The organism is Actinomadura bangladeshensis, assembly GCF_004348335.1.
Lineage (GTDB): Bacteria > Actinomycetota > Actinomycetes > Streptosporangiales > Streptosporangiaceae > Spirillospora > Spirillospora bangladeshensis.
Genome location: NZ_SMJW01000052.1, coordinates 17,161 through 38,453 on the forward strand (window position 1 = coordinate 17,161; position 21,293 = coordinate 38,453).

General features: G+C 72.9%; 23 protein-coding genes and 1 pseudogene. 12 read left to right on the top strand and 12 right to left on the bottom strand.

Features of this window, described 5'->3' with window-relative positions:
• Window positions 1-352: 352 nt before the first annotated feature.
• Window positions 353-1,885: an amino acid adenylation domain-containing protein gene (locus E1284_RS12895; RefSeq protein WP_243714445.1), complete on the bottom strand. Its 1,533-nt coding sequence runs from the start codon at window positions 1,883-1,885 to the stop codon at window positions 353-355.
• Window positions 1,886-2,143: 258 nt separating this feature from the next.
• On the opposite strand from E1284_RS12895, the gene sbnA reads away from it, so the two are divergent.
• The gene (sbnA, locus tag E1284_RS12900) at window positions 2,144-3,121 is read left to right on the top strand and encodes a 2,3-diaminopropionate biosynthesis protein SbnA (RefSeq protein ID WP_131939289.1); all 978 of its coding nucleotides are present in this window, start codon (window positions 2,144-2,146) and stop codon (window positions 3,119-3,121) included.
• A gap of 10 nt (window positions 3,122-3,131) precedes the next feature.
• Window positions 3,132-4,175 (top strand): 2,3-diaminopropionate biosynthesis protein SbnB, encoded by a 1,044-nt coding sequence (gene sbnB, locus E1284_RS12905; protein WP_243714446.1) that lies wholly within the window; start codon window positions 3,132-3,134, stop codon window positions 4,173-4,175.
• Here the strand turns inward: sbnB and E1284_RS43040 are convergent.
• Genes E1284_RS43040 through E1284_RS12915 form a run of 3 tightly spaced genes read right to left on the bottom strand, consistent with a single transcriptional unit; the run spans window position 4,166 to window position 5,420 of the window.
• Window positions 4,166-4,294 (bottom strand): hypothetical protein, encoded by a 129-nt coding sequence (locus E1284_RS43040; RefSeq protein ID WP_243714450.1) that lies wholly within the window; start codon window positions 4,292-4,294, stop codon window positions 4,166-4,168. The genes sbnB and E1284_RS43040 overlap by 10 nt on opposite strands.
• Window positions 4,295-4,302: 8 nt before the next feature.
• The gene (locus E1284_RS43045; RefSeq protein ID WP_243714447.1) at window positions 4,303-4,506 is read right to left on the bottom strand and encodes an MmyB family transcriptional regulator; all 204 of its coding nucleotides are present in this window, start codon (window positions 4,504-4,506) and stop codon (window positions 4,303-4,305) included.
• Between the two features lie 20 nt (window positions 4,507-4,526).
• Window positions 4,527-5,420 (bottom strand): NAD(P)H-binding protein, encoded by an 894-nt coding sequence (locus E1284_RS12915; protein ID WP_131939290.1) that lies wholly within the window; start codon window positions 5,418-5,420, stop codon window positions 4,527-4,529.
• 2 nt (window positions 5,421-5,422) lie between these two features.
• Here E1284_RS12915 and E1284_RS12920 point away from each other — a divergent pair, with 2 nt between their 5' ends.
• Both E1284_RS12920 and E1284_RS12925 read left to right on the top strand, forming a co-directional pair.
• On the top strand, window positions 5,423-5,785 hold the full coding sequence (locus E1284_RS12920) for a TetR/AcrR family transcriptional regulator C-terminal domain-containing protein (protein ID WP_279433038.1): 363 nt from the start codon (window positions 5,423-5,425) through the stop codon (window positions 5,783-5,785).
• Between the two features lie 124 nt (window positions 5,786-5,909).
• Window positions 5,910-6,998: an epoxide hydrolase family protein gene (locus E1284_RS12925; protein WP_131939292.1), complete on the top strand. Its 1,089-nt coding sequence runs from the start codon at window positions 5,910-5,912 to the stop codon at window positions 6,996-6,998.
• Window positions 6,999-7,001: 3 nt separating this feature from the next.
• On the opposite strand, the gene E1284_RS12930 is transcribed toward E1284_RS12925, so the two are convergent.
• Window positions 7,002-7,916, bottom strand: coding sequence for an NADP-dependent oxidoreductase (locus E1284_RS12930; protein WP_131939293.1), 915 nt, complete (start codon window positions 7,914-7,916; stop codon window positions 7,002-7,004).
• A gap of 42 nt (window positions 7,917-7,958) precedes the next feature.
• Window positions 7,959-8,549: a Uma2 family endonuclease gene (locus E1284_RS12935; RefSeq protein ID WP_207923725.1), complete on the bottom strand. Its 591-nt coding sequence runs from the start codon at window positions 8,547-8,549 to the stop codon at window positions 7,959-7,961.
• A 147-nt stretch (window positions 8,550-8,696) separates the two neighbouring features.
• Here E1284_RS12935 and E1284_RS12940 point away from each other — a divergent pair, with 147 nt between their 5' ends.
• Both E1284_RS12940 and E1284_RS12945 read left to right on the top strand, forming a co-directional pair.
• Entirely contained in the window at window positions 8,697-8,939 is a 243-nt protein-coding gene (locus E1284_RS12940) for a hypothetical protein (RefSeq protein ID WP_131939294.1), read from the top strand.
• A gap of 57 nt (window positions 8,940-8,996) precedes the next feature.
• The gene (locus tag E1284_RS12945) at window positions 8,997-10,130 is read left to right on the top strand and encodes an acyl-CoA dehydrogenase family protein (protein ID WP_341770395.1); all 1,134 of its coding nucleotides are present in this window, start codon (window positions 8,997-8,999) and stop codon (window positions 10,128-10,130) included.
• Here the strand turns inward: E1284_RS12945 and E1284_RS12950 are convergent.
• Window positions 10,105-10,515, bottom strand: coding sequence for a DUF2000 domain-containing protein (locus E1284_RS12950; protein ID WP_131939295.1), 411 nt, complete (start codon window positions 10,513-10,515; stop codon window positions 10,105-10,107). The two genes, E1284_RS12945 and E1284_RS12950, sit on opposite strands and share 26 nt — an antisense overlap.
• Before the next feature lie 64 nt (window positions 10,516-10,579).
• Between E1284_RS12950 and E1284_RS12955 the strand changes: the two genes are divergently transcribed.
• The gene (locus tag E1284_RS12955; RefSeq protein ID WP_243714448.1) at window positions 10,580-11,380 is read left to right on the top strand and encodes an AraC family transcriptional regulator; all 801 of its coding nucleotides are present in this window, start codon (window positions 10,580-10,582) and stop codon (window positions 11,378-11,380) included.
• 15 nt (window positions 11,381-11,395) lie between these two features.
• Window positions 11,396-12,394 (top strand): ADP-ribosylglycohydrolase family protein, encoded by a 999-nt coding sequence (locus tag E1284_RS12960; RefSeq protein ID WP_243714449.1) that lies wholly within the window; start codon window positions 11,396-11,398, stop codon window positions 12,392-12,394.
• 5 nt (window positions 12,395-12,399) lie between these two features.
• Here E1284_RS12960 and E1284_RS12965 read toward each other — a convergent pair whose 3' ends face one another.
• The 3 genes from E1284_RS12965 to E1284_RS12975 are packed head-to-tail and all read right to left on the bottom strand — an operon-like array spanning window position 12,400 to window position 14,323.
• Window positions 12,400-12,819 (bottom strand): TIGR03668 family PPOX class F420-dependent oxidoreductase, encoded by a 420-nt coding sequence (locus E1284_RS12965; RefSeq protein ID WP_131939296.1) that lies wholly within the window; start codon window positions 12,817-12,819, stop codon window positions 12,400-12,402.
• Between the two features lie 19 nt (window positions 12,820-12,838).
• Entirely contained in the window at window positions 12,839-13,642 is an 804-nt protein-coding gene (locus tag E1284_RS12970) for an enoyl-CoA hydratase (protein ID WP_131939297.1), read from the bottom strand.
• Between the two features lie 36 nt (window positions 13,643-13,678).
• Complete coding sequence (locus tag E1284_RS12975) at window positions 13,679-14,323, bottom strand: class II aldolase/adducin family protein (RefSeq protein WP_131939298.1); 645 nt, start codon at window positions 14,321-14,323, stop codon at window positions 13,679-13,681.
• Window positions 14,324-14,395: 72 nt separating this feature from the next.
• On the opposite strand from E1284_RS12975, the gene E1284_RS12980 reads away from it, so the two are divergent.
• On the top strand, window positions 14,396-15,313 hold the full coding sequence (locus E1284_RS12980; protein ID WP_131939299.1) for a carbohydrate kinase family protein: 918 nt from the start codon (window positions 14,396-14,398) through the stop codon (window positions 15,311-15,313).
• Window position 15,314: 1 nt separating this feature from the next.
• On the opposite strand, the gene E1284_RS12985 is transcribed toward E1284_RS12980, so the two are convergent.
• Window positions 15,315-16,865, bottom strand: a complete 1,551-nt coding sequence (locus tag E1284_RS12985) for an AMP-binding protein (RefSeq protein ID WP_131939300.1) — start codon at window positions 16,863-16,865, stop codon at window positions 15,315-15,317.
• Window positions 16,866-16,934: 69 nt separating this feature from the next.
• Window positions 16,935-17,579, bottom strand: a complete 645-nt coding sequence (locus E1284_RS12990) for an ACT domain-containing protein (protein WP_131939301.1) — start codon at window positions 17,577-17,579, stop codon at window positions 16,935-16,937.
• A 209-nt stretch (window positions 17,580-17,788) separates the two neighbouring features.
• Here E1284_RS12990 and grpE point away from each other — a divergent pair, with 209 nt between their 5' ends.
• From grpE to E1284_RS13005, 3 genes and pseudogenes are all read left to right on the top strand, one after another.
• Window positions 17,789-18,454, top strand: coding sequence for a nucleotide exchange factor GrpE (gene grpE / locus E1284_RS12995; protein ID WP_131939302.1), 666 nt, complete (start codon window positions 17,789-17,791; stop codon window positions 18,452-18,454).
• Between the two features lie 7 nt (window positions 18,455-18,461).
• Window positions 18,462-20,045 carry an Hsp70 family protein gene (locus E1284_RS13000; RefSeq protein WP_131939303.1) on the top strand — a complete coding sequence of 528 codons (1,584 nt, stop codon included), beginning with the start codon at window positions 18,462-18,464 and terminating at the stop codon, window positions 20,043-20,045.
• A 28-nt stretch (window positions 20,046-20,073) separates the two neighbouring features.
• Window positions 20,074-21,293 (top strand): annotated as a pseudogene (locus tag E1284_RS13005) (hypothetical protein); the annotation flags it as partial.

Below are 21,293 nucleotides of genomic sequence, written 5' to 3' on the forward strand. Positions count from 1 at the left end.
AACTGATCGGGCTTTCCCCGTCCCCTTTCACCCCGAGCCGCTTCCGGGAACGCGATCGGCCCGCGTTTTCCCGGAGTCAACGCCCTGTGTTCCCGCCAATACAGAGCGCCGTCGCTTTCCGCTCTGACCGGAACCGCCCTCGACCCACGTTCTACTCAGGAGTAGCGGAGTCACAGTCAACCAGCCTGTCACATGCCTCGCAATCCCCTCAAAAGTAGAACTTGGCCGGTCCCGTTGCTAACAGGAGTGACAAAACGGCCGCTCCGCGCCCCGCGCCGAGACGCCCTCGACGCTCACCGGATGACAAAGGTTGACAACCGGATCGACCTACTCAGGTCACCCAGCGTGATGATCAGCGGGCCGGGTACTCGTGCACGACCACCACGGCGGCGCCCACCGCCGGGTGCCGCTGCAGGACCGCCTCGATCTCGCCCAGCTCCATCCGCACCCCGGCGATCTTCACCTGCCGGTCGACGCGTCCCAGGTACTGCAGGGTGGGCCGGTCCTCGCCGCCCGCGCCCGCCGGCAGCAGCCGCACCGCGTCGCCCGTCCGGTAGAGGCGGCCGGTCGGGGACGAGGCGTCGAAGGGGTCGCGGTAGAACGCCTCGCGGGTGCGCTCGTCGTTGCCGAGGTAGCCGCGGCCGACGACGACGCCGCCGACGAACAGCTCGCCGGTCTCGCCGATGTCGCAGGCCGCCCAGGTGCCGTCGTCCTCCTCGCGCAGCACGTACAGGCGCGTGTTGACGATGGGCGTGCCGATGGGGAGGCGCAGGAGGTCCAGGTCGCCGGCGGTCACGGTGTGGTGGGTGACGTCGTCGGAGCACTCGGTCGGGCCGTAGGCGTTGAGGAGCCTGGCGTGCGGCATCGCCTCCAGCCAGCGGCGGGACAGCTCGGCGGGCAGTTCCTCGCCGGTGGCGATCATCCAGCGCAGAGCGGTCAAAGAGGCTTTCCGGGGGGTCTGGGGGGTCGTCCCCCCAGAGTCAGTCGAGCCGGGGGCCAGGTCGTCCAGCAGGTGCCTGACCATGGTGGGGACGAGCTCCACGATCGTGATGCCCCGGTCGTCCACCGCGCGGGCGAACGCCTCCGGGTCGTGCGCGACGTCGTCGCCGATCACGTCGACGCGGCCGCCGAGCAGCAGCGGGCACAGCATCTGCCAGATCGAGATGTCGAAGCCGAGCGGCGCGGTGAACGCGACGACGTCGGCGCCGGTCAGCTCCAGGTCGATGATCTTCGCCCAGAGGTGGTTGAGCATGCCCTGGTGCTCGACCACCGCGCCCTTGGGGCGGCCCGTCGAACCCGAGGTGAACAGGACGTACCGGGGCTGGTCGAGGGCGTCCAGGCGCGGCTCGCCGGCCCACGGCGCGAGCCCGTCGGCGGCGGCCGCGCGCACGACCCGGCACCCGGCCTCCGCGGCGCCCTCCAGCAGGGCGGGGGCGGTCCCGGCGGCGTCCACCGTGACCAGCACGGACGCGCCGGCCTGGTCGAGGACGTCGCGGACGCGCCCGGCGGGCCAGGTGTCGTCGGCCGGCACGTACAGGGCGCCGACCAGCTCGATCGCGAGGAAGGCGGCGATGACGGCCGCGCACCGCTCGCCGCCGACGCCGACGACCGTGCCGGGCTCGACGCCCTCGGCCTCCAGCAGCGCGGCGATGCGGCGGGCCTCGGCGGCCAGCCCGGCGTAGGAGAGGGTGCGGTGCCGGTCGGCGACCGCCGGGCGGTCGCGCTCGGCGGCGAACCGCTCCACCCGGGTGATGACCGGGTCGGCGAGGTCGACGCCGCGCTCGCGGAGCATGCCGTGCCGGACGGCGAGCTCGCGGGCCCGGTCCGCCTGCGCCGCCGGCACGTCCAGGGCGGGCAGGGCGGCCGGAGGGAGCAGCCGGTCCACCGCGGGTCCGCGAGCACTCATCATAACTCTCCGTGTTGTAGAACCACTCCGCTGTAACAGCAATACGAGCGGAGGCCATAGCTTATGTCCGGCGTTCACCAGAAGCACCTCGCATTCCACCCTACCGACGGGTAAGCAGAGGGTTGCGACGGGAAGATGCACGAAGGTACGGTGATGCTCCGCATGGCTCTGGCGTGAGGCCCGGCGGCGAACTCGGGGGAAGATGAGGGAATTGTTTCTTCATTTGAGGGTGGACGCGTGCCGATAATCACCTCGCCGCAGGATTTCAATGTCGACGACCTTTACGTCGATCTTCGGCATGTCATAGACCGGCCGATCTACCTCAAATGCGAGGGCTTCAATTTCGCCGGCTCGGTCAAGCTGAAGGCGGCCGCCGCGATGGTGGAGGCGGCCGAACGCGAGGGCGTGCTCACCGCCGATTCGATCATCGTCGAGTCGTCGTCGGGCAACCTCGGGATCGCGCTCAGCCTGATCGCCGCGAGCCGCGGCCTGAAGTTCGTCTGCATCACCGACCCGCGCTGCAACCCCGCGTCGATGCGGGTCATGCGGGCGCTCGGCGCGGAGGTCCGCGTCGTGTCCGACAAGGACGCCAACGGCGGCTACCTCGGCGGGCGCATCGCCTTCGTCCGGGGCCTGTGCGAGTCGGACCGGCGCTACGTCTGGCTGAACCAGTACGCCAACCGCAACAACTGGATGGCGCACTACCGCGGGACCGCGCCGGCGATCGACCGCGAGTTCCCCGACCTGGAGGTTCTCTTCGTCGGCGCCGGGACGACCGGGACGCTGATGGGCTGCGCCCGCTACTTCCGCGAGCGCGAGCGGCCCGTCACGATCGTGGCGGTCGACGCGGTCGGCTCGGTCACCTTCGGCGGCGTCCCGGAGCGGCGGATGGTGCCGGGCCTCGGCACGAGCAGCCGGCCCGCGCTGGTGGACGAGTCGTTCATCGACGACGTGGTGCACGTCCCCGAGCCCGACACGATCCGGACCGTCCACGCGCTCGCGTCCCGCGGGTTCCTGTTCGGCGGGTCCACCGGCACCGTCGTGTCGGGCGCGTCCCGCTGGCTGGACGAGAAGTACCCCGGCGAGGACCCGGTCGCGGTCGCCATCGCCCCCGACCTCGGCGAGCGCTACCTCGACTCGATCTACGCGGAGGGCTGGGTGCGCGAGCACTTCGGCGACGTGCTCTGCGACCCGGCCGGTATCCTCGGCGACTGATCATCGACAAATGACGGAGTTTCCCACCATGACGCAGGTCCCAGCATTCGCCGTGGTCTCCGGCGCCCAGGTCCACGAGGCCGTCGCCGGGCGCGAGGAGCAGGTCACCCGGATGGTCGAGGCGGCCTACCGGCTGCACGGCGAGGGCCTGACGGTCAACCCGGACTCCTACTTCCTGCGCTTCCCGGACCGCCCGTCCGACCGGATCATCGCGCTGCCGGCCTCGGTCAAGGGCGACGTCGGCGTGCACGGCATCAAGTGGATCTCCAGCTTCCCCGGCAACGTCGCGAACGGCGTCCCGCGCGCCTCGGCCGTGCTGATCCTGAACGACGCGGAGACCGGCTACCCGTTCGCGTGCCTGGAGAGCTCGATCATCTCCGCGGCGCGCACCGCCGCGTCCGCCGCCCTGGCCGCCGCCGTCCTCGCCGACGCCCGCGGCGACCGCCCCCGCCGGGTCGGCTTCGTCGGCGTCGGGCTCATCGCCCGCTACATCCACACCTACCTGGCCGGCAACGGCTTCACGTTCGACGAGCTGGGCGTCCACGACCTCTCCCGCGAGCACGCCGAGGGGTTCAAGGGCTACCTGGAGCGCTCGGAGAAGGGCGAGATCACGATCCACGACTCCGCGGAGTCGCTGATCCGCTCGTCCGACCTGATCGTCTTCGCGACCGTCGCCGGCGAGCCGCACGTGCACGACCCGGCCTGGTTCGAGCACGGCCCGCTCGTCCTGCACGTGTCGCTGCGAGACCTCTCCCCCGAGATCATCTTCGCCTCCTACAACGTGGTGGACGACGTCGAGCACTGCATGAAGGCCAACACGTCCCCGCACCTGGCCGAGCAGAAGGTCGGCAACCGCGACTTCGTGGCCGGCACCCTCTACGACGTCCTGACCGGCGCGACGAAGCCGCCCGCCGGCAAGCCGGTGGTCTTCTCCCCCTTCGGCCTGGGCGTCCTGGACCTGGCCGTGGCCAAGTACGTCTACGACCAGGTCTCCGCCTCGGGCACCCTGCACACCGTCCCCGGCTTCTTCCACGAACTGAAGCGCTACGGCTGACGCCCGGTGGCGGCGAGCGACCCGAGCAGTGCCAGGGCCTCGCCGCTGCTCGACCCCGGCTCCGCGTGGTAGACGACGAGTTCCTGCCCGGGACTGGACCGGACGTCGAACGTCTGCATGGTCAACGTCAGGTCGCCGACCTGGTGATGCCGGAACCCGGCGACGCTGTTGCGCGCGACCTCGTGCCAGGCCCGGTAGAAGGTGCGCGCGACGGGGTCGGTGAAACGACGTGCAGCAGATTGCGCGAGTGCGCCCAGTCGTGGAAGAGCGCATCACCGATCGCGTTGGACGCGAGCACGTCGTAGGCGCGGTTGTAGACGATGGCCGGCATCCCCGCAGACCTAGGCCCTGTCAGGCGGCCTGGATCGCGGGTTTGAGGACGTCCTCGCACCACTGGTGGAAGGTGGTGGGGGTGTCGGTCGCGTGCTGGGGGGTGCGGGTGATGCCGTCGTCCAGGCCCTTCTCCTTGGCCTCCAGCATTTCGACCATGCCCTGGACCATGCCGGGGGACATGCCGCGGCCGGTGAGCCGCTCTTCGAGGGCCTGGACGGGGATCTGCCTGTACTGGACGGGCGTCCCCAGCACCTCGGAAATGACGGCGGCCATGTCGTTGTAGGAGAGGTCCTCGGGGCCCAGCAGCGGGACCTCCGCACGGCCGGTCCAGGCGGTGTCGAGGAGCAGGCGGGCGGCGACGGCGGCGATGTCGCGCGCGGCGACGACGCGCAGGGGGCGGTCCGGAGAGACCACGTCGAAGAACAGGCCCTGCTCCTTGATCGGCTGGACCTGGCGGAGCACGTTGTCCATGAAGCCCGCGGCGGTCAGCGCGCGGAGGGCGACGCCGGTGCCGGCGATCAGGTCGTCCATGGCCAGGGAGGCGGTCACGTACCCGGCCTTGTCCGCGTGCGGGGTGCCGCGGCCGAGGGCGCTGACGTCCACGACGCGCGCGACTCCGAGGCGGCGCATCGCCTCCGCCGCGGGTGCGGTGAAGCCGGCGAAGGCCGCGTGCACGCCGGCGGCGCGGGGGTCGGGCGGGAGCAGCCAGAACACGGTGTCGGCGCCGTCGAAGGCCCGTGCGACGACCTGCGGGTCGCCGTGCGAACCTTGGACGACCTCGACCCGTTCGCGGATGCCGGCGGGCAGCCTGGCCGGGTAGCGTGCGATGACGCGGACCGGCTCGCCGCCGGTGAGGACGGTGTCGAGGACCTGGTGCCCGATGTTCCCGGTGGGAGCGGTGATGACGATCACGACTGGCCTCCAGCGGCACGGCATGCGGGCGCTTCCTCCAGCTGATGACGTGGGAGGCCCAGGTGCGGACGTGCCGCCTGTGCATCGCCGAGGCCGAGCGCCTGCCGGGCAGTTCGAGCGCCTACTTCGACGCCATCTTCGCCAGCACCCGCGACATCCTCACCGCGTACCTGGCCGACCACTTCGACGTGGACGCCGAGCCCCTCGCGGAGGACCTCCTGGCCCGCACCGTGCTCCCCCGCCTCTTCCGCACGCTCCTCAACGTCGAGGACGCACGCAAGGGCGACCCCGGCGAAGAGGTCCTCCCCGAAGCCGTGGACCTTCCCGCGCTCCGCCGCCTGGTCGCGTCCACCCTCCCCTCCTGACGAGGCGGTCTGCCATCCGCGAATCGTTGGGCTGGCCAACGAGTATGTTATGTTGGTTGCACCAACGTTGACCGTTCCAATGATTGGGCGGTCTGGACGGATTCCGCATCACGCTGGAGTTGAGATGACGATCAAGCCGTTCCGCATCGACGTCCCGCAGGCCGACCTCGACGACCTGGCCGACCGGCTCGCCCGCACCCGGTGGCCCGACGAGGTCGACGGCGCCGGGTGGGACTACGGGTTTCCGCTGGCCCGGGCCCGGGAGCTGGCCGAGTACTGGCGCACCGGCCACGACTGGCGCAAGCACGAGGCCGAGCTCAACGAGCTGCCGCACTTCACCACCGAGATCGACGGGCAGAACATCCACTTCGTGCACGTCCGGTCGGCGAAGCCGGACGCGCTCGCGCTGGTCCTCACGCACGGCTGGCCCGGCTCGTTCCTGGAGTTCCTGGACGTGATCGAGCCGCTGTCGCGCGACTTCCACCTGGTGATCCCGTCCATCCCCGGCTTCGGGTTCTCCGGGCCGACCCGCGAGCGCGGCTGGGGCGTCCCCCGGATCGCGCGGGCCTGGGCCGAGCTCATGCGCCGGCTCGGGTACGAGCGCTACGGCGCGCAGGGCGGCGACTTCGGCTCGGGCATCTCCCTCGCGCTCGGCGCGGCGGCGCCCGAGCAGGTCGTCGGGGTGCACGTCAACTACCTGCCGACCCGGCCGGACCCCGCGGTCGAGGTGTCGGAGGCGGACGAGGCCCGGCTGGAGGAGATCAGGAAGCTGATGGCGAACCGCCCGCCGTACCAGGCGCTGCAGGCGCTCACCCCGCAGACCATCGGCTACGCGCTGACCGACTCGCCGGTCGGGCAGCTGGTCTGGATCGCCGAGCGCTTCGCGCAGTGGACCGACCCGAGCACGCCGGTCGACGACGACCGGCTGCTGACCGACGTCTCGCTGTACTGGCTGACCGCCACCGCGGCCTCCTCGGCGCGGCTGCACCACGACGCTCCGCGCGGGCAGGCCGCGCCGTGCCGGGCGCCGGTCGGCGTGGCGGTGTTCGCGCACGACATCACCCGGTCGGTGCGCCCGCTGGCCGAGCGGCTCTACACCATCGGGCACTGGTCGGAGTTCGACCGGGGCGGCCACTTCGCCGCGATGGAAGTGCCGGACCTGTTCGCCGGGGACGTCCGGGACTTCTTCCTCGGGGTGGCCGAGGCCGGCTGAGGATCAGACCTCGATGACGACCTTGCCGGGGACGCCCGTGTGCTTGGCCTCGAACGCCGCGCGCGTCTCGGCCAGCGGGTACACGGCGCCGACATGGGCGCGGAGCCGGCCGTCCCCGGCGCGCTCGGCGAGTTCGGCGAGCTGGCCGCGGTCGGGTTCGACGATGAAGTAGACGGCGCGCCCGTCCGGCGGCTCGACCGGCGGCGGGACCGCGCCCGAGACCAGCGCGCCGCCGGGCTTGATCCTGCTCGCCGAGCGCTCCAGCAGGTCGCCGCCGATCGTGTCGAAGACCAGGTCGACGGGTTCGACGGCGTCCTCGAAGCGCCGGCCTTCCAGGTCGACGAAGGCATGCGCGCCCATCGCCATCGCGACCTCCGCCGCGCGGGCCCGGCCGGTGGCGATGACGTGCGCGCCGGCGTCGCGGGCCAGCCGGACGGCCAGGCTGCCGACCCCGCCTCCCCCGCCGTGGACGACGACCGTCCGGCCCGGCTCCAGCCCGCCGTGGACGAACAGGGCCTGCCAGCACGTCAGACCGGCGAGCGGCAGCGCGGCCGCTTCGGTGAACCCCACCGAGCCGGGCAGATGGGCGAGGTTGCGGGCCTCCACGGCGACGTACTCGGCCGCCGCGCCGTCGCGGTGCCAGTCGGTCAGGCCGAACACGCGGTCCCCCACGGCGAACCCGGCGGTGCCGTAGGCGACCTCGGCGACCACGCCGGCGACGTCGTGGGCGGGGATCGACGGTGTCCGGTCGCGTCCGGCCCGGTCGACCCAGGTGCCGGGCCAGTCGAGTTCATCGGGGACGAACCCCGCCGCGTGCACCCGCACGACCACGTCCCCGGTGGCCGGACGCGGGTCCGGCGCGTCCTCCAGGACCAGACCCTCAGTACCGCCGCGCTCATGGACGCGCACAGCTCTCATGATCCCCCCTCGCCACCGCCGACAGGCGGCTGCCGACCGGGCTCAGGCGAAGCCCGAGGTGTCCAACTCGATCTCGAACGGCTCCGGCAGCGGAAGCGACTTGCCGAAGGGCACCTGGTCCGTATGCCGGTAGTCCGTGCCGTCCGTTCCGCTGAACAGCGTCACCGTCCGCTCGTCCCGGTCCACCAGCAGATAGAACGGAATGCCCGCGCGCGCGTACCCGGTTCGCTTGCCGCCTCGGTCGTGTTCCGGCCTGGAGGAGGTGACTTCGACGACCATGGAGATCCCTTCGGGCTCGACCTCCATCCACTCGCGAGCCCCTCGGAAGAGCCGTAGCTCGGCGGGTGCCAGGACCATGTCCGGGATCACGCGCATCGCCCGGCCATCGCCATCGCCAGGGATGATCAAGCCCTTCTGACCGGCCCAGTGGAACCGCTGAGGCGACTCCCGGACGATCTGCAGGGAGACTTCGGCGATCCAGTCCTCATGGTCGCCTAGGGGGGGTGGGGTCACGACGATCTCTCCGTCGATCAGTTCGGCTCGGAAGCCCTCCGGGGTGTCGAGGGCGAGGAAACCTTCGAGGAGACCATCGTCGTCTCCATACGACAGAGGCTCATGAACCATCGCAGTCATGCTCTGCTCCTTTCCTCGCGGGCGAGTCTATAAGCAGAGCGCCACCTTCCGCATACAGATCGTAGTGACGGGCACTCGCATGCCCAGCCTACGGCTCCCCTCCGGCGGTCGGCAGATAGAACGGGTGCAAGTGGGCACGGTTTGTCTATGGATGAACGAAATGTTGGACGTGGGGACGTCCAGGAGCTGTCGGACTTCGAGCTGGCGGTGTACGAGACGGTCGCGGAGATCGACAAGGACGGCGGGGCCGCCGACTTCGAGACGGTCGGGCGGCTCGTCGGCGGTCCCGAGGAGGACGTGTGGGCGGCGCTCGGGCACCTGGTGCTGATCAACCACCTGCACTCGACCACCCGCGGGTACGTCCTCGGGCCGCACGACTGGGCGCCCTGACCGTCCCGGTGGCCGGGACGGCGGCGGGCCGCGCGCCGGGCGCGCGGCAGGATGGGCGTGCAAGCACTGGGTCGTGCGCGGGAGGCCGCCGGAATGAAGCTCGTCGTCACCGAGGAACAGCGGGAGCTGCGGGACGCGCTGCGGCGCTTCTTCGCCGACCGGTCCCCCGCCGCCGAGGTGCGGCGGCTGATGGAGACGGCCGAGGGCCACGACCCGAAGGTGTGGGCGCAGATGGCCGAGCAGCTCGGGCTGCAGGGCCTCGCGATCGCCGAGGAGCACGGCGGCGCCGGGTTCGGCGTGCGGGAACTGGCGGTCGTGTTCGAGGAGATGGGACGGGCGGTCGTGTGCGCCCCCTTCCTCGCGACGATCACCGCGGCGGCGGCGCTGGAGGCCGGTGAGGGCGGGCACGACCTGCTGCCCGGCATCGCGGACGGGTCGGTGATCGCGACGCTGGCCGTGGCCGAGGACGGCGGGTCCTGGGATCCCGCCGACGTGGAGGCCCGGTACGAGGACGGCCTCCTGCGCGGAGGCAAGAACTTCGTCCTGGACGGGCACATCGCCGACCTGGTCCTCGTCGCGGCCCGGGATGACGACGGTGTCGGCCTCTACGCCGTCGAGGACGCGTCGCGTCTCGTCCGGACCCCCGTGGTGACGCTCGACCAGACGCGGAAGCTGGCGCGGATCGAGTTCGGCGGTGTCCCCGCGCGGAGGGTCGGCGGGGAGGACGCGATCCGGCGGGCGCTCGACGTCGCGGCCGTGGCGCTGGCCGCCGAGCAGCTCGGCGGCGCGCAGAAGACCCTGGACATGACCGTCGAGTACGCGAAGGTGCGGTACCAGTTCGGCCGCCCGATCGGGTCGTTCCAGGCGATCAAGCACCGCTGCGCGGACATGTTCGTGCTGGTCGAGTCGGCCCGGTCGGCCGTGCTGAACGCCGCCGCCGCGGCGGACGAGAGCCCGCGGGAGCTGCCGGCCGCCGCCGCGCTGGCCAAGGCGTACTGCTCGGACGCCTACTTCCACACGGCGGGCGAGGCCATCCAGCTGCACGGCGGCATCGGGTTCACCTGGGAGCACGACGCGCACCTGTACTTCAAGCGCGCCCAGGGCTCCCGGCAGCTGCTCGGCGCGCCCGACCGCCACCGCGAGCGGCTGGCCGCGCTCGCCGGCCTCACGGGTGCAGCCGCAACCCCTTGAGGACCTTGTCCACGCCGTTCCGCGGGCCGTGGACGGCGAACCCGACCAGGGGCATCTCCTCGGCCGTGACCGCGCGGACGGTCTCGCGGTTGGCCTCGTCGTGGCCGGTCTTGAACATGTCCTCGATGTAGACGGCGACGTCCATGCCGCGGGCGAGGGCCCGGCCGTGCGCCGTCAGGGTCGCCTCCGCGCCGGCCTCGTAGACCAGCACCGGCTGCCGGAACATCGCCAGGTACCGGTTCCCGGACGCGTCCTCGTAGGGCTCGCCGATGACGCCGGGCACGCCGCCGGCGACGGCGCTCGCCAGGAACGCGGTCACGTTGAGCCGCTGCCAGGCGGCCAGGTCGTCGCGGACCACGATCCCGATCTTGGTGTCGAAGCGCATGCGACGCAGGGTCCCGCACCCGGCGGCGGCCCGTCTTGAACGCTCGTGCGCGAGAATCGGACGCGTGGACTGGAGCCGGTACTGGCGGTCGTCCGACCGCCCCCTGGAGGCGATGCACGCCCACTTCGAGCGGCACGTCTACCACCGGCACAGCCACGAGACGTACTCGTTCGGGGTGACTGAGGACGGCTACCAGGCGTTCCGCTGCCGGGGCGGCGCCCATACGAGCGCGGCCGGGATGGTCATCGCGTTCAATCCCGACGATCCGCACGACGGCCACGCCGCCGACGAACTGGGCTTCACCTACCGGATGGTGCACATCGGCCCTGACCTGGTGTCGGACGTGCTGGCCGACATGGCGGGCCGGACGGCCGGGCTGCCGCTGTTCGCCTCCCCGGTCGTGAGCGACCCCGTCCTGGCGAGGAACCTGCGCGGGCTGCACGCGGCGCTGCTCGGCGGCGCGCCGGCGCTGCGGCGGGACGAGCTGCTGACCGCGACGGTCGGGGCGATGGTCGACCGGGCGGCCACGCGGCGCCTCGGCACCGGCCCGGCCGGCGGCTTCGTCGAGCGGGCCAGGCGGCGCCTGGAGGAGGCGTACCTCGACGACATCGGCGCCGACGAACTGGCCCGGGTGGCGGGATGCAGCCGGTTCGCGCTCTACCGGGGCTTTCGCCGGGCGTACGGGATGGGGCCGAGCGACTACCAGCGCCAGCTCCGCCTCCGCGCCGCCCGGCGCCTGCTCGCCGGGGGCGGCGCCATCGGGGACGTCGCGGCCCGCACCGGTTTCGCCGACCAGAGCCATCTGACGCGCTGGTTCGTCCGCTGCTACGGCATGACGCCCGGCCGCTTCCAGCGTGCCGGTTGAGGAAGAATGCCCGATATGAAACGGGCGAGCGGGGCGATGTTCGGGCTGGCGTACGGCGACTCCCTGGGGGCGCCGACCGAGTTCCTCGGCATGAAGCAGATCCGCAAGCGCTTCGGCGAGCGCGGGCCCGCGCAGCTCACCGGCGATCCGGCGCCGGTGACCGACGACACGCAGATGGCGATCGCGGTCGGCCTCGCGCTCCTGGACGCCCTCGCGAACCCGCCCTTCACCCCGGACCTGATCACGCCGATGTGGCGCCGGCGCTTCATCGACTGGCTCAACAGCCCCGACAACGACCGGGCGCCGGGCAACACGTGCCTGCGCGCGTGCCGGGGCCTGGAGGCCGGGCGCCCCTGGGTGGAGGCGACCGTGGCGGGCTCCAAGGGCTGCGGCGCCAACATGCGCGTCGCGCCGGTCGGCCTCGCGCCCGGCCTGACGGACGAGACGCGGGCGGGCGCCTCCCAGCTCCAGGCGGCCCTCACCCACGGGCACCCGACCGGGCTCGCCGCCAGCGAGCTGACCGCGTTCGCCGTCCGGTGGCTGGCCGACGGCATGGACCCGTCCGACCTGCCCGGCGCGCTCCGCGCCCGCTGCCGCGACCAGCGCACCGCCTACCGCGAGCGCTGGCTCGGCGAACTGTGGCAGCGGCCCGGCATGGACTCGCCGGAGACGTTCATCGCGCGCGGCTGGGACGAGTGCCTGGCCGTCCTCGACCGCCTGGACGAGGCCCTCCGGCGCGGCGACCGGGCGTCCGACCCGTGCGAGATCACCGGCGCGGGCTGGGTCGCCGAGGAGGCCCTCGCCACGGGCCTGCTGTGCTTCCTGCTGTTCCCGGACGAGCCGGTCGAGGCGATCCGGCGCGGCGCCGCCAGCTCCGGCGACTCCGACTCGATCGCCTGCCTGGCCGGCGCGTTCGCCGGCGCCCGCCTCGGCATGGACGCCTGGCCGGACGAGTGGCGCACCCGCATCGAGTACGCCGATGACCTGGCGAAGATCGGCGGCGCCTGGGACTGAGCCCGCTAGGACGCCGACCAGCCCGTCCAGGAGTCGATGGTGATCGCTATGACCGGCCCCTCGGGCGGACGCCCGCGGTACTGGGCGTAGCGGTCGGCGAGGAGGCGGACGGGCTCGGCCATCCGCGCGGGGTCCTCGACGACCTGGGCGCGGCCGTCCACCCGGACCCACCACAGGCGCGACCAGTCGTCCTCATAGTGGTCGGCCAGCAGCGCGACGCGGGGGTTGGCGCGGACGTTCGCCAGCCGCCGCAGGTCCCGGGTGCTCTTCGGCTTGTGGTCGACGGCCGTGTAGACGCTGCCCCGGTGGACGGCGAACGTCACCGGGACGAGGTGCGGCCGCCCGTCCTCCCCCACGGTCGCCAGGCGCACGATCGGGACGGACGCCAGGAGGCGGCGCGCGTCGTCCGGTGAGAGCTTCGGCACCCCCTCACCCTGCCACGGTTCAGTCCTTGAAGTCCGGCGGGCGGTGCTGCTTGCGCGCCCTGATCGCCTCTTCGAAGTTCTGCGTGGTGAGGCGGACGTAGAGCTGGGCGAGGCCCTCCTGGCCCATGTGCGCGTCGAGGCTCGCGGCGTCCAGGCCGGACCACAGCATCCGCTTCGTCAGCTCGACGCCGGGGCGGCTGAACCCGGCGATGCGCTCGGCGAGGTCGTAGCAGGAGTCGAGGAGCTTGTCGCCGGGGACGACGCGGGAGAGCAGGCCGATGCGCTCGGCCTCGGCGGCGTCCACGTCCCGTCCGGACAGCATCAGCTCGAAGGCGCGGGAGGCTCCGATGGCGCGCGGCAGCAGGTAGCTGAGGCCGAGTTCGCTCGCGGTGAGGCCGTTGTTGATCCCGGCGGCGCGGAACAGGGCGGTGTCGGAGCCGAGCCGGATGTCGGCGGCCAGGGACAGGCAGAGCCCGCCGCCGATCGCGGGTCCGTTGATCGCCGCGATGACCGGCTGGTGGACGCGGCGCATCGCGCGGATCACGTCGTCGAGCAGCTCCATCGAGCGGAGCGCGATGGTCGGGAGCGTCAGCCCGTCGATGCCGGGGATGTCGCCGGGGTTCTCCAGGTCCGCCCCGGAGCAGAAGCCGCGCCCGGCGCCGGTGATGACGACGGCGCGGGTGTCGTTGTCGAGGCTCACCTGCTCGAGCGCCTCGCGGAACGGGACCATCACGTCGAAGGCCATCGCGTTCATGCGCTCGGGCCGGTTGAGCGTGATGAGGGTGAGGTGCGGGCGCGGCCTGTCGATCAGGACGAAGGGCAAAGCGGGCCTCCCGGAGTCAACCTAGCAAGCGTTAGGTTACACACGTGGGAACGCGGGCGGGGCGAGACCGCGCTCCACCACCTTCGCCAGCTCGTCGTCGGTCAGGACGCGCGGCTCGCCGATCATCCTGGCCCGCACGTACACGCCGCAGAGCCATTCGAGCAGGCGCGCGTTCTCGAACGCCTCGTCCAGGTCGCGGCCGATCGCCACGCCGCCGTGGTTGGCCATCAGCGCGGCGCGCCTGCCGCCCTCCATCGCCCGCCGGACGTTCTCCGCCAGCTCCGGCGTCCCGTACGTGGCGTACTCGGCGACCTTCACCACGCCGCCGAGGAGCAGGGTGTTGTAGTGGATCGGCGGCAGCTCGGACATGGTCGTGGCCACGACGGCGCCGTAGGTCGAGTGCGTGTGGACGATCGCGGCCGCCGGGGTCGCGTCGTAGAGGGCCAGGTGCATCGGCGTCTCCGACGACGGCGCCCGCTCGCCCTCGACGAGCTGCGAGGAGAGGTTCACCACCGGGCAGTCGGCGGGCTCCATCCGGTCGAGCATCATGCCGCCGGGCGTGACCGCGACCAGGTCGCCCAGCCGGACGCTGATGTTGCCCGACGCGCCGGTCACCAGACCGGTCTCGGCCAGCCGCCGGCCGATGGCGCACAGCTCATGCCGTTCATCTTTCAACAACATTGCGAATACCTCTCACGTTCTGCGCTCTCCACCGCGTACGCTACGGCCCTGACGATCATTAAGGGGCCCGTCATGACCGTTGTCACTCTCGGCGCGCACATCCTGGACGTGCTCGCCCGGCCCGTCGAGGGCATCCCGGACGGGCAGGACACCGTCGTCGTGGAGCAGATCCGGGTGACCGCCGCCGGCGCCGCCGCCGGGACCGCGGTGGCGCTCGCCCGGCTCGGCAACGAGGTCATCTCGGTCGGCGCGATCGGCGACGACGACCTCGGCGACCTGCTCGTGGCGATCATGACCCGGAACGGCGTGGACGCGACCGGCCTCGTCCGCCGGACCGCCGACCAGACGAGCGCCTCCATCCTGCCGATCCGGCCGGACGGCGGGCGGCCGAGCTTCCACGTCCCGGGCGCCAACCTGACCCTCACCGCGGGCGCGGTGGGGCCCGGCCTGCTCAGCGCGGCGGGCGTCGTCCACCTCGGCGGGCCCGACGTCACGTTCGGGCTCAACGACCCGGCGTTCTTCGAGATGCTCGCAGCCGCCCGCCGGACGGGCACGGTCGTCACCATGGACCTGCTGTCCAACATGCCCGACCTGCTGGCGGGCGCCGCCGCCTTCCTGCCGCACGTCGACCACTTCCTGCCGAACGAGGAGCAGGCCGCGGCGATGACCGGCGAGAGCGACCCGGAGAAGGCCGCGCGGGCGCTGCTCGACCGCGGCCCGGGGACCGTGGTCGTCACCCTCGGCGCGGACGGCAGCCTCGTCGCGACCGCCGAGGGCGTCCACCGGCTGCCCGCCCTGCCGGTCGAGGTCGTCGACACGACGGGCTGCGGCGACGCGTACTGCGCCGGGTTCATCACCGGGCTCGCGCACGGCCGGGAGGTCCTGGAGGCGGCCCGCTGGGGCACCGCGGCGGCGGCGACCGTCGCGCAGGGCCTCGGCTCCGACGCGTGCCTCACCGGCCTGGACGCCGTCCTCGCGCTGCTCGCGTGAGTCAGATCTTCTGCTTCTGCCCCTCCCAGTAGGGGTCGCGCAGCAGGCGCTTGTAGAGCTTGCCGGTCGGCGTCCTCGGCATCCGCTCGACGAAGTCGACCGAGCGCGGGGCCTTGTACCCGGCGAGCGACGTGCGGACGTGCCCGATCAGCTCGGCGGCGAGCGCATCGGACGGCTCGGCGCCTTCGGCGAGTTCCACGGCCGCCTTGACCTGCTCGCCGAACTCCTCGTCCGGGACGCCGAACACCGCCACGTCGCGGACGGCCGGATGGGTGATCAGCACGCCCTCGATCTCGGCCGGGTAGATGTTCACCCCGCCGCTGATGATCATGTCGATGACGCGGTCGGACAGGAACAGGTAGCCGTCCTCGTCCAGGTGGCCGACGTCGCCGGTGGTGAACAGGCCGTCCGCGCGGTGCACCGAGCGGGTCTTCTCCTCGTCGCCCCAGTAGGCGACGTCGTCACCGCTCGTGTACCGGAAGAAGATCTGGCCGCGCTCGCCGACGGCGGCCGGCTCGCCGTCCTCGCGCAGGATGTGGACCTCGGTGGTGGGCAGCGGCAGGCCGACGCTGCCGGGCTTGCGCAGCCACTCCTCGGCGGTGATGACGCTGTTCACCGACGCCTCGGTGGAGCCGTAGTACTCGTGCACGACCGGCCCGAACCAGTCGATCATCCGCCGCTTGACCTCGGGCGGGCAGGGCGCGGCGCCGTGCCACACGGCCGCGAGGCTGGACCCGTCGAACGCCGCGCGCGCCTCCTCGTCCAGCCGCAGCAGCCGGACGAACTGGGTCGGGACGAGGTGGACGTTCGTGATCGCGTGCTCGTCGATGAGCCGCAGCGCCGCGGCCGGGTCGAAGTCGCGCCGCATCACCACCGAACGCCCGCGGAGCAGGAACACCAGCGACCACAGCCACTGCGCCGAGTGGTAGACGGGCCCGACGAGCAGCGACCGGCCGTCCGCCGGGATCCGCAGCACCTCGGCGAACACGTCGCCGATCAGGCTCGCCGTCTCGATCGGCGCGCCCGCGCCCAGCTGCGTGCGGCTGACGCCCTTCGGCCGCCCGGTGGTGCCCGAGGTGTAGAACATCGGGAAGCCCATCACCGGGTCGGCGATCTCCTCCCCGGCGCCGGTCGCGAGGAACTCCTCGTACGGGGTGAAGCCCTCGACGGCGCCGCCGAAGGCCACCCGGGCGTCCAGGCCGAGGCCGTCGGACGCCTCGCGCGCGACGCCGCCGAAGGCGTCCTCGGAGAACAGCGCCCGCGCGCCCGCGTCGGCCAGGACGTAGCGCAGCTCGTCGGCCGTCCAGTGCCAGTTGACCATCACGTAGCGGAGCCCGATGTGGCCGGCGGCGCACATCAGCTCGAAGGACTCGCGCCGGTTGCCGGAGTGGATCGCGATCGCGTCGCCGGTGCCGAGGCCCAGCCCGCGCAGCGCGTTCGCCAGCCGGCCGGTCCGCGCGTCCAGCTCCCGCCACGAGGTACTGCCGCGTTCGTCGGTGATGGCGGGTTCGTCCGGCTTGGCATCGGCGTACGGGCGGAGCAGTTCGGCCATCGGCCACCTCCTGGAACGCGGCAGGGTCCTGGAAGGCGACTCTAGAACCGGTTCACCGGAAAGACCAGGTCAGAACCCGGTCCGTGCGACGGGCGACCCGTACAGGACGGCGTCGGCGGCGCCCGCGAGCTGCTCCAGGCGGAAGACCTCCGTGCGGTGGAACGGCGGCGCGCCCGTCCGGGCGGCGACCAGCGCGACGGCGCCCAGGGCGAGCGGGCACACCGCGAACTGGGTGCCGTCCGGCGCGGTGAAGGCGCGCGGCCGCAGCGGCTCCAGGCCCGGCAGGTCCGCGCCCGACACGCCGCCGACGCTGGCGTGCACGAGGATCGCCGCGTCGTCCCCCGACGGTTCGGCGAGGCCCGCCCAGTCGGCGCTCAGCAGGGCCGGGACGGCGTCGGCGAGGATCTCCATCCCGCGCTCGGGGACGGCCCCGACCTGCCCGATCACGGCCGCGTCCGGGAACGCGCCCTGCGGCTCCTGGGTCGGCCAGATGCCGACGACGTCCACGCCCTGGACCGAGCCGAGGCCCTCCATCAGCCGTTCGATGCCCGCACCGACGGGCCACGCGACCGTGAAATCGTCCATGGCCCGGCCGTTGCCGCGCTCCAGCACCGCCATCTGCACGACGTCGGCGCCCGCCGCGCCGAGGGTGCGGGCCACCTGCCCGAGCGACCCGGGGCGGTCCGGCAGCCGGACTCGTATCCGCAGCAACATGGGCACCTCCAGTTCCGCGCCGGCACGTCCGGGCGAGGCCCCCAGCCTGGGCGACGCCCGTTTCCCCGGTGTTACCCCTCCGTGTCGTTCGGAGAACTCGGCGGCACATGTCGGTGCTGGAATGACGGGTACGGGTCAAACTAGAGTCCAGACAAGGTCATCACCAGGGCCTGTCGTCCGCCTGCCGTCCAGCATTAAGGTAACCGCACGTGTCGAGGGACGGGGAACCCCCAGTCAACGAGGACTCCGGAGCAGCGCCGGAGCCCGCCTCCGCCGGGGACGAGGCGGACGGCGCGGCGTTCCGCGCGGACGTCCGGGACGCCCTCGCCGGGCTGGCGGCGCGGCTGGACCGCGAGCACGAGCGGGCGGCGCACCGCGAGGCCGTCATCGACCGGCTGCACGAGGAGAACCAGCGGCTGCGGCGCGGCGAGCTGCAGGGCATGCTCGAACCCGTCCGCACCGCGCTGTACCGGCTGCACGACCAGGCCAGGCGCGAGTCCGACCGGCTCGCCGCGCCCGACCTCGCCGAACCGCCCGACCCGCGGCGGACCGCGCTGCTGCTGGCGGCGCTCGCCGACGACGTCGCCGACGCGCTGGCGCGGCTCGGGGTCGAGCGCTTCACGGTCGAGCCCGGCGCGCCCTACGACGCGGCCCGGCACCGCCCGGTCGCGGTCACGCCCGTCACCGACCCGCTGGCGGACGGCACCGTCACCGCCGTCCAGGCCGACGGGTTCGAGCAGAGCGGGAAGGTGCTGCGCAAGGCGGCGGTGAGCGTCGGCAAGCTCGACGGAGCCTCGGTCAAAGCCGCCCCAAGTCGCCACGGCGGGGCCGAACGTGGCGAGACGATGAATTCTGGACTCGGGACCGACAGGTGAGAGGGACATGGCTGTCTACGGGATCGACCTCGGAACCACGTACTCCTGCATTGCCTCCATCGACGATGTAGGGCGGCCCGCGGTCCTGCGCAACCTGGAGGGCACCGACACCACGCCGTCCGTCGTCTTCTTCGAGAGCGGCGAGAACGTCGTCGTCGGCGCCACCGCCAAGGACACCGCGGTGCTGGAGCCCGACAACGTCGTCAGCCTGATCAAGCGCGACATGGGCCGGGACGTGACGCGGCCCATCCACGGCATCGATTTCACGCCGGAGGAGATCTCGGCGTTCGTCCTGCTGAAGCTCGCGACGGACGCGCGCACCACCACCGGCGAGGACGCCCGCGACGTCGTCATCACCGTCCCGGCCTACTTCGGCGCCGCCGAGCGCGACGCGACCCGCAAGGCGGGGCGGATCGCCGGGCTGAACGTCATCGACATCGTGTCCGAGCCGATCGCCGCCGCGATCACCTACGGCGTCCTCAACCCCGAGCAGGACCGCACGATCCTGGTGTACGACCTCGGCGGCGGGACGTTCGACACCACCGTCATCGCGCTGCGGGAAGGCCACATCGAAGTCGTGTGCACCGACGGCGACCACGAGCTCGGCGGCGCCGACTGGGACGCGCGGCTCGTGGAGCACCTCGCCGAGCGGTTCCGCGAGGAGCACCCCGGCGCGGGCGACCCGCTCGACGACAAGCAGACCGAGCAGCAGCTCCGCCGCGACGCCGAGGACGCCAAGAAGGCCCTCACCACCCGCACGGCCCACACCGTGCGGGTGATGCACGGCGGCCGGGTCGCGGCGGTCGAGGTGACGCGGGAGAAGCTGGAGGAGCTGACCAAGGACCTCCTCGACCGCACCGTGGAGATCACCGGCCGGACGCTGTCGACCGCCGCCGAGAAGGGCGTCGACGACTACGACGACCTCGTCCTCGTCGGCGGGTCCACGAAGATGCCGGTGGTCGCGGCGCGGCTGGCGACCGAGCTGGGCCTCACCCCCCGCCTGCAGGACCCCGACCTCGCGGTCGCGAAGGGCGCGGCGCTGTACGCGTTCGAGGAGACCTACCGGCGGCTCGTCCGGGAGGGCGCCGCCGAGCGGGCCGAGGAGATGGCGGTCCGGGCGGGCCTGTCCGCCGAGCAGCAGAAGCAGATCGCCGGACGGCAGATCAAGACGGTCGCCTCGCACGCCTTCGGGATCGTCGTGGTCGACCGGGAGACCGGCGCGGAGAACGTCGCGCACCTCGTGCACGCCAACGACGAGCTGCCCGCCGCGAAGACCGAGGACTTCTTCACCGTCTACGACGACCAGACGTCCGCCGACATCCGGGTCATGGAGCAGGCCGGGGTCGTGGAGTCCGGCGACCTGATCGACAACACCGAGATCGCGACCGGGGAGATCCGGGTGCCGCCGGGCAAGAAGGCGGGCTGGCCGATCGGCGTCACGTTCGCGCTCGACTCGTCCGGGCTGCTGAACGTCACGGCCGTGGAGAAGGAGACCGGCGAGCGGCTGGAGCTGAAGGTGGACGTCGGCGGCATGTCCGAGGAAGAGGTCGAACGCTCCCGCAAGGCCCTCTCCCGCGTCCAGGTGAGCTGAGCGCCCCGCCGACCCCCTGGAGGCGCCCGTGGCGTTCGACGACGACTACCGGCGGGAGGTGCTGGAGCCCGCGCGGGCCGCGGGCGACCAGCCTCCCGAGGACCTGCGCGTCCGCTACGCGCTGGACGGCCCACCGTCCTCCAGCCCCCACCCGCCGCCGTTCAACGGACGAGCTACGCTCGACGGACTCACCGGCGCATCGGTCGCGGCGCGGGTGAAGGAGGTCCGGCAGTGCTGGCGGCGGGCCCGCGGGCAGCTGAAGTACCGCAAGCTGATCGACCGGCTGGAGGCCGAGCACCGCGAGCTGGCCCCGCTGTTCGCCGCCGCCGAGCGCGGCGACCCGCGCCCGCTGGAGGCGCGGCTGCGCGGCGGCGCCGAGCGCACCGAGCGGCGCCGCGGGCAGGCCCGCGCCCGGCTCGCCGACGCCGCCGGGGTGCTGCGGACGGCCGCGCCCGCCGAGGTCGAGGCCATCGCCCGCACCGGCGGCGTGACCCGCGCCGAGCTGGCCGGGCTGGCCGCCGCCGACGGCATCGAGATCCGCGAACCGGACCCGCTGCCGTCCGCCGCGCCCTACCCCGCCTACCGGAAGGTGCGCGAGTCGCTGGACGTCCTCGGCAAGCGGCACCTCGCCGACTTCCTGTTCGGGCCGCGCCTCACCGGGCCGATCCGCGTCCTCGGCGGCTTCGCCGCGCCCGGCGGCGACCTGCGCCTGGACGAGGGCGCCGTGGCGGCGGCCGGCGCCGAGTGGGCGCGGCGCAGCCGCGACACCAGCACCACCCACGCCGACACGATCCTCGCCGCGCTGCGCTCGGACGCCGACCCGCACGCCCTGCTGCTGTTCGACGTGGCCGACCGGCTGCGCGAGCGCCTCCGGCAGCGCGCCTCCGAGCGCGCCCTGCTCCGGCACGCGATCGAGGACCTCGGCATCGAGCAGGGCGACGCCCGCCGGCTGGTCTTCGCGATCGTCCGCGAGACCGGGCCGGGCGGGGGCCTCGCCGGCCGGCTGCGCGCCCTCCTCGACGCGGGCGAGGTGTACGCCGCCGCCGAAGCCGCCGACGCGGCGAAGATCCCGCACCCGTCCCCCCGCGAGGGGGAGCCGTCCGAGGAGGAGATCCTCGCCGCCGAGGCCCGGCACCGGCTCGACACCGCCCTCCGCCTCCGCGAGACCGCCACCGCCGAACGCGACCCGGACCGCGCCTTCCGCCTCCTCGCCGACGCGCTCCGCCTCGTCCGCGACCTCCCCGGCGC

What these genes read in the sequence shown, in the direction of transcription:
- sbnB (WP_243714446.1), top strand. Translation starts at nt 3,132, where the DNA reads ATGACGGAGTTTCCCACCATGACGCAGGTCCCAGCATTCGCCGTGGTC.
- E1284_RS43040 (WP_243714450.1), bottom strand. Translation starts at nt 4,294, where the DNA reads ATGCAGACGTTCGACGTCCGGTCCAGTCCCGGGCAGGAACTCGTCGTC.
- E1284_RS43045 (WP_243714447.1), bottom strand. Translation starts at nt 4,506, where the DNA reads ATGCCGGCCATCGTCTACAACCGCGCCTACGACGTGCTCGCGTCCAAC.
- E1284_RS12925 (WP_131939292.1), top strand. Translation starts at nt 5,910, where the DNA reads ATGACGATCAAGCCGTTCCGCATCGACGTCCCGCAGGCCGACCTCGAC.
- E1284_RS12930 (WP_131939293.1), bottom strand. Translation starts at nt 7,916, where the DNA reads ATGAGAGCTGTGCGCGTCCATGAGCGCGGCGGTACTGAGGGTCTGGTC.
- E1284_RS12935 (WP_207923725.1), bottom strand. Translation starts at nt 8,549, where the DNA reads ATGACTGCGATGGTTCATGAGCCTCTGTCGTATGGAGACGACGATGGT.
- E1284_RS12940 (WP_131939294.1), top strand. Translation starts at nt 8,697, where the DNA reads ATGGATGAACGAAATGTTGGACGTGGGGACGTCCAGGAGCTGTCGGAC.
- E1284_RS12950 (WP_131939295.1), bottom strand. Translation starts at nt 10,515, where the DNA reads ATGCGCTTCGACACCAAGATCGGGATCGTGGTCCGCGACGACCTGGCC.
- E1284_RS12960 (WP_243714449.1), top strand. Translation starts at nt 11,396, where the DNA reads ATGAAACGGGCGAGCGGGGCGATGTTCGGGCTGGCGTACGGCGACTCC.
- E1284_RS12975 (WP_131939298.1), bottom strand. Translation starts at nt 14,323, where the DNA reads ATGTTGTTGAAAGATGAACGGCATGAGCTGTGCGCCATCGGCCGGCGG.
- E1284_RS12980 (WP_131939299.1), top strand. Translation starts at nt 14,396, where the DNA reads ATGACCGTTGTCACTCTCGGCGCGCACATCCTGGACGTGCTCGCCCGG.
- E1284_RS12985 (WP_131939300.1), bottom strand. Translation starts at nt 16,865, where the DNA reads ATGGCCGAACTGCTCCGCCCGTACGCCGATGCCAAGCCGGACGAACCC.
- E1284_RS12990 (WP_131939301.1), bottom strand. Translation starts at nt 17,579, where the DNA reads ATGTTGCTGCGGATACGAGTCCGGCTGCCGGACCGCCCCGGGTCGCTC.
- E1284_RS13000 (WP_131939303.1), top strand. Translation starts at nt 18,462, where the DNA reads ATGGCTGTCTACGGGATCGACCTCGGAACCACGTACTCCTGCATTGCC.